This window comes from Methylobacterium sp. 092160098-2, from assembly GCF_028920805.1.
GTDB classification, from domain to species: Bacteria; Pseudomonadota; Alphaproteobacteria; order Rhizobiales; family Beijerinckiaceae; genus Methylobacterium; species Methylobacterium fujisawaense.
This window is the reverse complement of sequence record NZ_JAQPZJ010000001.1, coordinates 2111178-2123544: the sequence shown is the minus strand read 5'-3', so window position 1 is coordinate 2123544 and position 12367 is coordinate 2111178. Positions and strand designations below refer to the sequence as shown.

At 70.4% G+C, this 12367-nt stretch carries 10 protein-coding genes; 5 read left to right on the top strand and 5 right to left on the bottom strand.

All coding sequences use genetic code 11. The features are described from left to right. Window positions 1-114 precede the first annotated feature (114 nt). The 3 genes from PQI07_RS10020 (at window position 115) to PQI07_RS10010 (ending at window position 4689) form a co-directional block, all read left to right on the top strand. Complete coding sequence (locus tag PQI07_RS10020) at window positions 115-702, top strand: hypothetical protein (protein ID WP_274926546.1); 588 nt, start codon at window positions 115-117, stop codon at window positions 700-702. 124 nt (window positions 703-826) lie between these two features. Further along, the gene (locus tag PQI07_RS10015) at window positions 827-2086 is read left to right on the top strand and encodes an N-acetylmuramoyl-L-alanine amidase (protein WP_043759637.1); all 1260 of its coding nucleotides are present in this window, start codon (window positions 827-829) and stop codon (window positions 2084-2086) included. A gap of 170 nt (window positions 2087-2256) precedes the next feature. After that, complete coding sequence (locus PQI07_RS10010) at window positions 2257-4689, top strand: penicillin-binding protein 1A (RefSeq protein ID WP_043350075.1); 2433 nt, start codon at window positions 2257-2259, stop codon at window positions 4687-4689. 475 nt (window positions 4690-5164) lie between these two features. On the opposite strand, the gene purQ is transcribed toward PQI07_RS10010, so the two are convergent. From purQ to PQI07_RS09985, 5 genes are all read right to left on the bottom strand, one after another. Continuing rightward, window positions 5165-5845, bottom strand: a complete 681-nt coding sequence (gene purQ / locus PQI07_RS10005; RefSeq protein WP_043350073.1) for a phosphoribosylformylglycinamidine synthase subunit PurQ — start codon at window positions 5843-5845, stop codon at window positions 5165-5167. After that, window positions 5845-6084 (bottom strand): phosphoribosylformylglycinamidine synthase subunit PurS, encoded by a 240-nt coding sequence (gene purS, locus PQI07_RS10000; protein WP_043350071.1) that lies wholly within the window; start codon window positions 6082-6084, stop codon window positions 5845-5847. Before purS ends, purQ begins: the two co-directional genes overlap by 1 nt. 178 nt (window positions 6085-6262) lie before the next feature. Beyond that, window positions 6263-6496, bottom strand: coding sequence for a hypothetical protein (locus tag PQI07_RS09995; RefSeq protein ID WP_043350069.1), 234 nt, complete (start codon window positions 6494-6496; stop codon window positions 6263-6265). 104 nt (window positions 6497-6600) lie between these two features. Then, a complete protein-coding gene (locus PQI07_RS09990; RefSeq protein ID WP_043350065.1) occupies window positions 6601-7200 on the bottom strand; it encodes an ActR/PrrA/RegA family redox response regulator transcription factor in 600 nt (199 codons plus the stop codon). Window positions 7201-7246: 46 nt separating this feature from the next. Beyond that, the gene (locus PQI07_RS09985; RefSeq protein WP_274926545.1) at window positions 7247-8632 is read right to left on the bottom strand and encodes an ActS/PrrB/RegB family redox-sensitive histidine kinase; all 1386 of its coding nucleotides are present in this window, start codon (window positions 8630-8632) and stop codon (window positions 7247-7249) included. Between the two features lie 257 nt (window positions 8633-8889). On the opposite strand from PQI07_RS09985, the gene PQI07_RS09980 reads away from it, so the two are divergent. Both PQI07_RS09980 and PQI07_RS09975 read left to right on the top strand, forming a co-directional pair. Then, window positions 8890-10167 carry a polyhydroxyalkanoate depolymerase gene (locus tag PQI07_RS09980; RefSeq protein WP_043350062.1) on the top strand — a complete coding sequence of 426 codons (1278 nt, stop codon included), beginning with the start codon at window positions 8890-8892 and terminating at the stop codon, window positions 10165-10167. A gap of 437 nt (window positions 10168-10604) precedes the next feature. Further along, window positions 10605-12191: an ABC transporter substrate-binding protein gene (locus tag PQI07_RS09975; protein WP_274926544.1), complete on the top strand. Its 1587-nt coding sequence runs from the start codon at window positions 10605-10607 to the stop codon at window positions 12189-12191. Window positions 12192-12367 lie beyond the last annotated feature (176 nt).

The following is a 12367-nucleotide window of genomic DNA, read 5'->3' as shown; positions in this document are numbered from 1 at the left end:
TGACACCCGGGCGTCACGGGTCCGAGGCCGACACCGCGGGCGAGCCGGCTGCGCACGACCCTCCGGCCGCCGCTCCGTCAGGACGGCCTGACGCCGACAGGAGGAGATCGCGCGATGGGAAAGCCGCGTCGACCGAGGGGAGGCCGCCCCGCCGGATCACCCCAACCGCTCCGGAAGGCGCCGGCCCCGGCCGAGACTCGCCCTGCGCCGATCGCCGAGGACGCACCCGCGCCGGCGAGCGACGTTTCCGTCGAGACCCACGAGCCGCAGGCCGAGCCGGCCCACGCGGCGCCCGCGGCGACCGCCCCGGTTCTGCCCGAGACCGCCTCTGAGGTGCAGACCGAGGTGCAGACCGAGGTGCCGGCCGATGGGCCGACCGAGACGGCCGCGCAGCCGGTCTCCGAAGCCGGTGCCGCGGCGGATATCGCCCTCCCGCCGGTGCCGGACGCCGTCGACGTCCCAGACCGGATCGTCTTCACCCCCGACCGCTTCGATGTCGTCGAGATCGGCTCGACCATCGCCCGCTACGTGCGCGGCGAGGGCGAGGCGGCCCTGGCGCATCTGCGGGCGCTCTCGGGCGCCCGGTCGCCGGCCGAGGTGATTCGCCTGCAGGTCGGCGAGGTCCAGCGGGCCGCCGACGCGTCCCTGACCTGCTGGGTCACGGTCATCGGTCAGACGAGCCGCGTGGTCGCGTACCGCTGAAGCGGCGCGGGACTTGTCGCATCCCGGCAACACGGGCGCCCGGATCGAACCGGCGGCGGCAACCGTCCGTTAACCAAGTCGGTCCCATGCCGTAACGGAGGGCACGGGAAACGACACCGGACCGATGCCGAACTGCGCGCGCCTGATCCGTACCGCATGGCTTCGCCTGGCCGTGGCGCTTCTGCCGGCCCTGGCGGGAGCGCCGGTTGCCGCGCAGAACGGCGAGAAGCCCGCCGTCGCCATCGGGGCCGACCTCGCGAGCCAGGCCGGCGGCACGCGCCTGACCCTGACTCTGTCCCGGGCCGTCGAGGCCCGCGGCTTCGTGATGGAGCGGCCGGACCGGGCGGTGATCGACCTGCCCGAGGTCAACTTCCAGCTCGAATCCGGGACCGGCAGCCGCCGCGACGGGCTCGTCCAATCCTTCCGCTACGGCCTGTTCGCCCCAGGCCGCTCCCGCATCGTGATCGACCTCACCGCCCCCGCCACCGTCGGCAGGATCGAGTCGGTGACGCGAGCCCGCGACGGCGCGGTGCTGCTCACGATCCCGCTCCAGCGCGCCGACCGCGACGCCTTCCGCAAGGCGGCGGCCGCCGCGGATCCCGCCCCCGCCCAGGCCCGCAGCGCCCCGCCGGAACCGACCGACCAGCGCCCGCTGATCATGGTCGATGCCGGCCACGGCGGCACCGATCCCGGCGCCATCGCGGTGGGCGGCGTGTTCGAGAAGGATATCGTGTTCGGCTTCGCCCAGGCGCTGGTGGAGAAGCTGGAGGCGGCCGGGCGCTACCGGGTCCGGATGACCCGCGACCGGGACGTGTTCGTGCCCCTCGCCGACCGGGTGCGCCTCGCCCGCGAGGCCAAGGCTGACCTGTTCGTGTCGATCCACGCGGATTCGATCTCGGCGGCCCCCCAGGTGCGGGGCGCGACGATCTACACCAATGCCGAGAAGGCCACGGACGCCGAATCCGCCAAGCTCGCGGAGCGCGAGAACCGGGCCGACGCCGCCGCGGGCGCCGACGCCGCCGAGGCGCCGCCGGACATCGCCGACATCCTGCAGGAGCTGACCCTCCGCGAGACCCGCGGCTTCTCGTCGGGCTTCGCCCGCACGCTGATGGGCCAGCTCGCCCCCGTGATCGAGATGAGCGCCAAGCCCCACCGCGAGGCGCGCTTCGTGGTGCTGCGCTCCCCCGACGTGCCGAGCGTGCTGGTGGAGCTGGGCTATCTCTCCAGCAAGCGCGACCTGGAGATGCTGCAATCGCCGGAGTGGCGGGCGGGCGTCACCGGCTCCATGGCCAAGGCGATCGATCTGTTCTTCACCAACCGCGCCACCCTGGGACGTCCGACGGTCATGCGCCGCTCGGCCGCTGTCGCCCCAGTTTCACCATAGAATGCGTGTCGATACGGGACGTCCGAACGCCCCGTCGCACCGCCGTCGAAACCGGCATTCCGAAGGGGCCTGACGGGAGCATCCGGGGGCTGACCGCATCGAGAGCGGACGCACGCGCCGGATGAGCCGATTCCGGCATTCGGCCGGGCCAGCGACGAGCGGAACACCGGATGCGTCTGATCCTTCGTTTCTTCGGGATCCTGTTCAGCGCTGGCGCGGTGCTGTTCGTGGTCGGCGCGGCGGTGGGCGGGTACTTCTACTGGAAGTACAGTCAGGACCTGCCCGACCACGCGGCGCTCGCCAATTACGAGCCGCCGGTGATGACCCGCGTCCACGCTGCGGACGGTTCGCTGCTCGCCGAATATGCCCGCGAGCGCCGGCTGTACCTGCCGATCCAGGCGATGCCCAAGATCGTCGTCGCGGCCTTCCTGTCGGCCGAGGACAAGAATTTCTACAAGCACGGCGGCATCGACCCCGAGGGGATCGTGCGCGCCTTCCTGACCAACGCCAAGTCGGGCAAGCGGCAGGGCGCCTCGACCATCACCCAGCAGGTCGCCAAGAACTTCCTGCTCTCCTCCGAGCAGACCTACGACCGCAAGATCAAGGAGGCGCTGCTGGCGCTCCGGATCGAGGCGGCCTACTCGAAGGACAAGATCCTCGAGCTGTACCTCAACGAGATCTTCCTCGGCACGATCGTGCCGGGCCGCAACCTCCACGGCGTGGCGGCAGCGGCGTTGGATTACTTCGGAAAATCGGTCCACGAGCTGACCATCAACGAGGCGGCCTACCTCGCCGCCCTGCCGAAGGGGCCGAACAACTACCACCCCTACCGCAAGACCCAGGCGGCGCTGGACCGCCGCAACGAGATCATCCGCCTGATGGCGGAGAACGGCTACATCACCAAGGAGGAGGCGGATTCCGCCAAGAAGATGCCGCTCGGCGTCAACCCGCGCGTCGCCTTCCCGAACGCCGCCAACGCCAACTACTTCACCGAGGAGGTCCGCCGCGAGATCTCCGAGCGCTACGGCGAGAAGAAGCTCTACGAGGGCGGCCTCTCGGTGCGCACGACCCTCGATCCGAAGATGCAGGGCTGGGCCCGCAAGGCGCTGGTCGACGGCCTCGTGCGCTACGATCAGGCCCATGGCTGGCGCGGGCCGGTCACCAAGGTCGACCTGACCGGGCGCGACTGGGGCATGGCGGCGGCCGAGGTTCCGGCGCTGGGCGACGTGGCACCGTGGCGCCTCGCCGTGGTGCTGGGCAATGGCGGCGGTGGCGTGCAGATCGGCCTGCAGCCCAAGCGCGAGGCCTCCGGCCAGGTGGTCAAGGACCGCGAGACCGGCGTGATCACGCCCGAGGGCATGCGCTGGGCCGGCCGCGCCAATCTCCAGCCCGGCGACATGGTCTATGTCGAGGCGATGGATGGCGGCCGCGGCCAGTTCCGCCTGCGCCAGAAGCCCGAGGTCTCCGGCGCCATCGTGGCCATGGACCCGAATACGGGCCGGGTGCACGCGATGGTCGGCGGCTTCTCGTACGACGAATCCGAGTTCAACCGCGCCACCCAGGCGATGCGCCAGCCCGGCTCCTCGTTCAAGCCGATCGTCTACTCGGCGGCGCTGGACAACGGCTACACGCCCGCCTCGATCATTCAGGACACCCCGATCACCATCGAGGCCGGCCCCGGCCAGGAGGCCTGGACGCCCTCGAACTACGACGGCAAGTCCGGCGGCCCCCACACCCTGCGCTACGGCATCGAGCACTCGAAGAACCTGATGACGGTGCGGCTCGCCAAGGATGTCGGCATGCCGCTCATCGCCGAGTACGCCCGCCGCTTCGGCGTCTACGACGACATGCTGCCGGTTCTGCCGATGTCGCTGGGCGCGGGTGAGACCACGGTGATGCGCATGGTCACCGCCTACTCGATGCTGGCCAATGGCGGCCGGCGCATCCGGCCGACCCTGATCGACCGGATCCAGGACCGTATCGGCGAGACCATCTACCGCCACGACAACCGCAAATGCATCGGCTGCGACGCCGAGAAGTGGTCCGGCCAGGACGAGCCGAAGCTGGTGGACGATTCCGAGCAGGTGCTCGACCCGCTGACCGCCTACCAGATGGTCTCGATCATGGAGGGCGTGGTCCAGCGCGGGACCGCGACGATCCTGAAGCAGATCGGCAAGCCGCTCGCCGGCAAGACCGGCACGACCAACGACGCCAAGGACGCGTGGTTCGTGGGCTTCTCGCCGGATCTGGCGGTCGGCATCTATATCGGCTTCGACAAGCCGCGCTCGCTCGGCGACCGCGCCACCGGCGGCGGGCTGGCGGCGCCGATCGCCCTGGAGTTCCTCAAGACCGCCCTCAAGGACAAGCCGCCGACGCCGTTCCGCGTGCCCCCGGGGATCAAGCTGATCCGCATCAATCTCGCCAGCGGCACCCGTGCGGGATCCGGCGAGGGCGCCGGGACCATCCTGGAGGCGTTCAAGCCCGGTACCGCACCGGCGGATTCCTACGTGGCGCCGTCGTCCTCGGGCGGCGGCCAGGCGGCCGCCCCCGCGGCGGTCCCGGCCGATCCCGACCGGGCCGCGCAGGCCGGCGGATTGTACTGAGGCGACCGGTCCCGGCTCGCGCTCCGCTCAAGTCGGGTCTGCCCAAGTCGAGTCTGCCCAGGTCGGGTCCGCCCGGCCTGGGCTTTCTGTTGCGAATCCCGAGCGGGCGCAGCGCCGACGCCGGAGCGGCGTTCTGAAGCCGCGGCATGGCCTCGACGAGGGTCACGGATCCGGCCTCATCCTGTCCCCCTCCCGCGTGGGATCAGGGTGCCTGCCCTGGGCGATTCAGGGTCCGTGCCGTCGTTCCGGGGCGCGGCAGCGGCCCTGCGCGGTCCGGAAGACGTGGCTCGCGCGATCCGCGCACCGGCATCCGCGCAGAAAAAAGCCGCCCCGGATGGAGCGGCTCGAAGAGTCATCAGGGAGGCATCAAAACAGAGCGGACGAACATGTCCAACTCGACATCCAGATCACTGGATGCCTCTTTATGCCCCGGAAACCTTAATCGGCAGTTAATACAAATCTTCGGCCGGTGATCTCAGGCCGCCAGACTGTCGAACAGGCCGCGCCCGTCGGTTCCGCCGATCAGGTCTTCGACGAAGTTCTCCGGGTGCGGCATCATCCCGAGCACGTTCCCGGTCTCCGACAGGACGCCCGCGATGGCGTTGAGGGAGCCGTTGCGGTTGGCCTCCACGGTGATGGCGCCGGTGGCGTCGCAGTACCGGAAGGCGACCCGGCCCTCGCCTTCGATCCGCGCCAGCGTCTCGGGATCGGCGAAGTAATTGCCTTCCCCGTGGGCGACGCAGACGTCGATGACCTGACCCGGGGCGTAGGCGCTGGTGAAGCGGGTGTCGGTGCGCTCGACCCGGAGCGTCTGGCGGTGGCAGATGAAACGCCGGTCGACGTTGCGCATCAGCACGCCGGGCAGAAGGCCGGACTCGCACAGGATCTGGAAGCCGTTGCAGATGCCGAGCACGAGCCCGCCGCGCGCCGCGTGGGCCCGCACCGCATCCATGGCGGCGGCACGGCCGGCGATGGCGCCGCAGCGCAGGTAGTCGCCGTACGAGAAGCCGCCAGGCAGCACGGCGAGGTCGGTGCCGGCGGGCAGTTCGTGGTCCGCGTGCCAGACGAGGCTCACCTGCGCGCCGGATCGCCGCAGGGCCCGGACGACGTCCGATTCGCGGTTGGAACCCGGGAAGACGACGACCGCGGCGTGCATCAGAGGATCTCGATCGCGTAATTCTCGACGACGGTGTTGGCCAGGAGCTTCTCGCAGGCCGTGCGCAACGTCGCCTCTGCGGCGGCGCTGTCGACCGCCGAGACCTCGATGTCGAAGACCTTGCCCTGCCGGACGCCGTCGACGCCCTCGATGCCGAGGGATCTGAGTGCGGCCTCGATCGCCTTACCCTGCGGGTCCAGCACACCGGTCTTCAGGGTGACGATGATACGGGCTTTCATGGATCTTCGGGTCTCACGCGTGTCCGGGACGGGAGTGTGACCTGCGACATCGTCACACAGACCGCCGCGGACCGCTTCTAGCAGGAAGGCCGCCGAACTGTCGAACACCCCGCACGCATGGGGATAATTCCGGTATTCGGTGCAACTTGACGAATATTTCTAGAGCAGGCGCACTCGCTCAGCGATGCGTGGCCGGGCTCCGCAGCGGCTCGATGCTGGTGGCCCGGCGCCAGAGCTGGAGCATGACCCAGGCCGCGAACAGGCTGAACACGCCCATCAGGACGTGTCCCACCCGCTCGCCGAGATCGAAGATGCCCGCGATGGCCCAGCCCGCCGCGATGGCCACGGCGAACACCTCGGTGCCGACGAGGACCATCATGCTGATGATGGTGATGGCGTTGCGCCCGTTCACGAGATCCGCCCTCGAATCGATTTCGCGTCCCGGACGCGCCGTCCGGGACGCGCGCAGCTAGCCCGGAGCGGCCGCGTGATGCAACCGACGGGACGGATCCCGCGTCAGCGCGGCGCGCGCTTGGCCAGGATCCGCTGCAGGGTCCGCCGGTGCATGTTGAGGCGCCGGGCGGTCTCGCTCACGTTGCGGCTGCACAGCTCGTAGACGCGCTGGATGTGCTCCCAGCGGACCCGGTCCGCCGACATCGGGTTCTCCGGCGGGTCGGCCCGCTCGCCCGGCTGCGCCATCAGCGTGCCGTGGATCTCGTCGGCATCGGCGGGCTTGGCGAGGTAGTCGAAGGCGCCGAGCTTCACCGCGGTCACCGCCGTGGCGATGTTGCCGTAGCCGGTCAGGATCACGCCCCGGGCCTCGGGACGGCGCTCCTTGAGGCGGGCGATCACGTCCAGGCCGTTGCCGTCGCCCAGGCGCATGTCGATCACCGCGAAGGCGGGGGCGCGCGCCTCGACGGCCGAGACGCCGTCCGCGACGCTGTCGGCCACCTGCACGTGGTAGCCGCGGCTCTCCATGGCGCGGGCGAGGCGGGTCTGGAAGGGCTTGTCGTCGTCAACGATCAACAGGCTGCGGTCGGAGAAGGCGGCCAGCGGATCGGCATCGTCGATCACGGCGGGGTTGGTCGCCGCCACAGTCCCGGGCTGCGTGAGCATCCGACACTCCTTTTGGGTTTTCGTCGTCGGGTTCTTGGTCTGTGCCTCATATAGGTACGGCATCGCGCGGTGGCAGGGGGGCGCGGATACTGAGTTCCGGAGAATGTCGCGGCGCCGCCCCCCGCTCGAAGATGTGGCGGGCCCAGGAGACCCGCACGATCGCCCCATGGGCGTCCGGCGCGGCGACGTTCATCAGGGCGAGCTGCGCCCCCGAGCGCTCGATCAGGGTCTTGGCGATGAACAGGCCCAGGCCGAGCCCGGCCCCCACGGTCTCGCCGGATTGCGGCCGGTCGTGGCTGCGGGTCGTGACGTAGGGCTCGCCGGCCCGCAGCAACACCTCGCTGGAGAAGCCCGGCCCGTCGTCGCGGATCTCGATCCAGACCCGGTCCGGCGTCCAGCGCCCCTCGACGGAGACGCGGGCCTCGGCGAAGTCCACGGCGTTGTCGAGGATGTTGGCGAGGCCGAACATGACGCCCGGGTTGCGGCGGCAGGCCGGCTCCGGGCCGTCGCCGGCGCTGGTGACGTCGAGGGCGGCGCCCAGCGCCCGCTGGGGCGCCACCAGCTCCTCCACGAGGTGGCTGAACGTGACCGTCTCCAGGAAGCCGACCCCGTCCCCGTCGAGGGAGGTCAGCTTGCCGAGGATGCCGCGGCAGCGGTCGACCTGCTCGCGCTGAAGGTTGAGATCCTCCGCCACCGCCGGCGAGGCAGTGGGGCCGAGCTGGCGGATCAGCTCCTTGGTCACCACCATGATGGTGCCCAGCGGCGTGCCCAATTCATGGGCAGCGGCGGCCGCCAGCCCGTCGAGCTGCGACAGGTGCTGCTCGCGGGCGAGCACGAGTTCGGTGGCGGCGAGCGCCTGGGCGAGAAGCCGCGTCTCCTCCGCCACCCGCCACGCGTAGACGCCCGTGAAGGCGGTGCCGAGCAGGATCGCCGTCCACACGCCGGAGACGTACAGGAACGGCAGCTCGATCCGCCCGTCGGCGAACCAGGGCAGGGGCCGGTGCACCAGGGCGAGCAGGGTCGCGAGCCCCACCGCCAGAAGCCCCAGCGCCAGCGTCCGCTCGGGCGGGAGGGCGGTCGCGGAGATCAGCACGGGGGCGAGGAACAGCAGCGAGAACGGATTCTGGAGGCCGCCGGTGAGGAACAGCAGAGCCGCGAGCTGCACGATGTCGAAGGCGAGCAGCAGCGCGGCCGAATCGTCGCTGAGACGGTAGCTCGCCGGGAAGCGGATCCGCAGGGCGAGGTTCAGCCAGGACGAGGTGGCGATCACCAGGAAGCACCAGCCGAAGGGGAGCGGCAGGCCGAGGCCGAACTGCGCCCCGACCACCGCCGCGCTCTGGCCCGTGACGGCGAGCCAGCGGAGGCGGACGAAGGTGTCGAGCCGTAGGTGTCGGGCGTCGCGGCCGAGGCCGCTGAGATCGGTATCGGGCATGCTGTGTTTCGATGCGTCGCCGGACGGACCCGACCGGCCCGGCTTCTCGCGGATCCCCACCGCATGACGCGGTGGCGGGGATCCCGGCAAGCCGACCCGGACAAGTCGTCGCTGGTGAACGTGGTCACAGGCAAGTCGCCGCGGCTCCGGGATGTTCCACCGGCGTTCAGGGTGGAGCATTATCCTACCGATTCGGGTTGCAGGGGACGGGCCGTGCGGCGCAATGCCGGCGGCCGGACCGAGACCGCGAGGTGACGATGCTGCTGGCCTATTCGATGTACGAGGGCGCCCGCGCCCTGATGGCGCCCGCCCGCGTTGCCGCCGATCTGACGCGCTACGGGCTGCAGCTGCCGGGCAACCCCCTGGCCTACGGCCCCTATGCACGCGCGGTGAGCGCCGGCTGCGAGATGTTCGAGCGCGTCACCCGCCAGTACGGCAAGCCCGCCTTCGGCTTCACCGAGACGGTCGTCGACGGCGCGCCGGTCCCGGTCACCGAGCGGGTGGTCTGGGAGCGGCCGTTCTGCCGCCTGATCGCCTTCGACCGCGCCTTCCCGACGCCCCCCGCCGAGGCGCAGCCCAAGCTGCTGATCGTCGCGCCGATGTCGGGCCATTACGCCACGCTCCTGCGCGGCACCGTCGAGGCGATGCTGCCGAACCACCGGGTGTTCGTCACCGACTGGACCGATGCCCGGATGGTGCCGCTGTTCGCGGGCCAGTTCGACCTCGACGATTACATCGACTACCTGCAGGAGATGTTCGCCGTCCTCGGGCCGGACCTGCACGTCATGGCGGTGTGCCAGCCGGCGGTGCCGGTCTTCGCCGCGGTGGCGCTGATGGAGGCGGCCGACGAGCCGGCGGTGCCGACCTCCATGACCCTGATGGGTGGCCCGATCGACACCCGCCGCTCGCCTACCGCGGTGAACTGCCTCGCGCAGGAGCGCGGCCAGGCGTGGTTCGAGCAGAACACGATCAGCCTCGTGCCGCCGATCTACCCGGGGGCGTGGCGCCGGGTCTATCCGGGCTTCCTGCAGCTGTCGGGCTTCATGGCGATGAACCTCGACCGGCACGTCACCGCCCATTCGGACATGTTCGACCACCTGGTGAAGGGCGACGGCGATTCGGCCGAGAAGCACCGCGAATTCTACGACGAGTACCTCGCCGTGATGGACCTGACGGCCGAGTACTACCTCCAGACCGTGCAGACCGTGTTCGTCGACCACGCCCTGCCCACGGGCCGGATGCGCCACCGGGACACGCCGGTCGATCTCGGAGCCATCCGCCGCTGCGCGATCCTCGCGGTCGAGGGCGAGAACGACGACATCTCCGGCGTCGGCCAGACCAAGGCGGCCCTGGACCTCACGCCGAACCTGCCCGACGCCCGCAAGGCCTACCATCTCCAGGCCGGCGTCGGCCATTACGGCGTGTTCAACGGCTCCCGCTACCGGGCGGTGATCGCCCCCCGTATCGCCGCCTTCATCCGCGCCATGCAGGCGGTGCCCGGCACGCGGGGCAGCCACCTGCGGCAGGTGGGCTGAGGCGTTACGTCCAGCCTCCGCCCGCCGCGCCCGGGACAGGCGCGACGGGCCCCCGTTCCCTGCGGACGACGATGCTCACACGGCTCCGACCGCTGCGCGCCGCGCAGTGAGGCCGCACCGGCTCCGGCGAAGTCTCGCCCTGCGCCCGCGCGCGAAAAAATCCCCCGCCGATCCTGAATACATAACGCAGTGATGGCCGGACTGGCGCGGGGCTTGCGAGATGCGCCCCGTGACCTGGATCCGCGCAAGCACCGCCCGCGCACGCACCGCCTGCGCCCAGCCCGACTCCGTCCCCAGATCGGTGGTCGCGCGGGCGCTTGCCCGAGCTCCATTGTCACGCCGGGCCATTGCGCCCCTGCTTAAGAATTGTTCAAACTCGCCCGCAAGGTGTGGGCCGGCGCTTCGGGCCTGAGACCCGCACCGCCAGGGAGAAGACGATGGACCGCAGGACGTTCCTGAAGGGCTCGGCCGCGCTCGGGCTGGCGGCACCGCAGATCGCGCGGCCGGCCCTGGCGCAGGGCGCGAAGGTGCTGCGCTTCGTGCCGCAGGCGAACCTCGCCAATTTCGACCCGATCTGGGGGACCCAGTACGTGGTGCGCAACGCCGGCACCCTCGTCTGGGACATGCTCTACGGCGTCGACGCGCAGCTGAAGCCGCAGCGCCAGATGGTCGAGTCCGAGGAGGTCTCGGGCGACAAGCTGACCTGGACCTTCCGGCTGCGCCCCGGCCTCAAGTGGCACGACGGCGAGCCGGTTCTCGCCAAGGACGTGGTGGCGAGCCTCACCCGCTGGATGGCCCGGGACCCGATCGGCCTGATGATCCGGGGAATCCAGGACGACCTCGCGGCGGCCGACGACAAGACCTTCCAGTGGCGCCTGAAGAAGCCCTTCCCGAAGCTGCTCTACGCGCTCGGCAAGACCAACGCGCCGATGGCCCTGATGATGCCGGAGCGGATCGCCAAGACCGACCCGTTCACGCAGATCTCCGAATATGTCGGCTCGGGCCCGATGAAGTTCGTCCGCAACGAGTGGGTGCCGGGCGCCCGGGCGGTGTTCGAGACCTTCACCGACTACAAGCCCCGCGACGAGCCGAATTCCTGGCTCGCGGGCGGCAAGCGCATGCTGGTCGACCGGGTCGAGTGGGTGATCATGCCGGACGCCGCCACCGCCTCGGCGGCCCTGCAGAACGGCGAGGTCGACTGGTGGGAGAACCCGATCTCCGACCTCGTCCCGCTGCTGCGCAAGAACAGCAACCTCAACGTCGATATCGCCGACCCGCTGGGCAATGTCGGCTCGTTCCGGATGAACCACCTGCACCCGCCCTTCGACAATCCGAAGATCCGGCAGGCGGTCATGACCGCGATGAGCCAGGAGGATTACATGCGGGCGATCGTCGGCGACGACGACAGCCTGTGGAAGAAGCTGCCGGGTTTCTTCACGCCGGGGACGCCCCTCTACAGCGAGGCGGGCGGCGGCAACGTCGGCAAGGGCGACATCAAGCTCGGCCAGAAGCTGCTCAAGGAAGCCGGCTACAAGGGCGAGCCGGTGGTCTGCATCGTGGCGCAGGACCAGGGAATCACCAAGGCGCAGGGCGACATCACCGCCGACCTCTTGAAGCAGATGGGCTTCAACGTCGACTTCGTCGCCACCGACTGGGGCACCACCGGCACCCGCCGGGCCTCCAAGGCACCGCCGTCCCAGGGCGGCTGGAACATGTTCCACACGTGGCACGCGGGCGCCGACTGCATCAACCCAGCGGGCTACCCGGCGGTGCGGGCGAGTGGCGACAAGGCGTGGTTCGGCTGGCCGAACATCCCGCCGGTGGAGACGGCCATCGCCGAATGGTTCGACGCCGCCGACCCGGCCGCCGAGAAGGCCGCCATCGACAAGGTCAACGCCGCCGCCTGCGAGGGCGTGGTCTACGTCCCGACCGGGTTCTTCCTCGGCTACCAGGCGTGGCGGAAGAACGTCTCGGGCATCGTGAAGGGGCCGATCCCGTTCACCTGGGGCGTGTCGAAGGCGTGATGGGGCGGGTGGTGATCATGCCGGCGAACGCGACGCGTTCTCCCTCCCCCCTCTGCGGGGGAGGGTGGCCCTCGCGTCAGCGAGGGTCGGGAGAGGGGAGCGACGATGCAGGATCGGGCTTCGCCCTTCATGCAGGCCGCGCCCCTTCCGGAAGCCGGGTTCCCCTCTCCCGACCC

Coding starts and splice junctions, on each gene's coding strand:
- PQI07_RS10020 (WP_274926546.1), top strand. CDS start 115: ATGGGAAAGCCGCGTCGACCGAGGGGAGGCCGCCCCGCCGGATCACCC.
- PQI07_RS10015 (WP_043759637.1), top strand. CDS start 827: ATGCCGAACTGCGCGCGCCTGATCCGTACCGCATGGCTTCGCCTGGCC.
- PQI07_RS10010 (WP_043350075.1), top strand. CDS start 2,257: ATGCGTCTGATCCTTCGTTTCTTCGGGATCCTGTTCAGCGCTGGCGCG.
- purQ (WP_043350073.1), bottom strand. CDS start 5,845: ATGCACGCCGCGGTCGTCGTCTTCCCGGGTTCCAACCGCGAATCGGAC.
- purS (WP_043350071.1), bottom strand. CDS start 6,084: ATGAAAGCCCGTATCATCGTCACCCTGAAGACCGGTGTGCTGGACCCG.
- PQI07_RS09990 (WP_043350065.1), bottom strand. CDS start 7,200: ATGCTCACGCAGCCCGGGACTGTGGCGGCGACCAACCCCGCCGTGATC.
- PQI07_RS09985 (WP_274926545.1), bottom strand. CDS start 8,632: ATGCCCGATACCGATCTCAGCGGCCTCGGCCGCGACGCCCGACACCTA.
- PQI07_RS09980 (WP_043350062.1), top strand. CDS start 8,890: ATGCTGCTGGCCTATTCGATGTACGAGGGCGCCCGCGCCCTGATGGCG.
- PQI07_RS09975 (WP_274926544.1), top strand. CDS start 10,605: ATGGACCGCAGGACGTTCCTGAAGGGCTCGGCCGCGCTCGGGCTGGCG.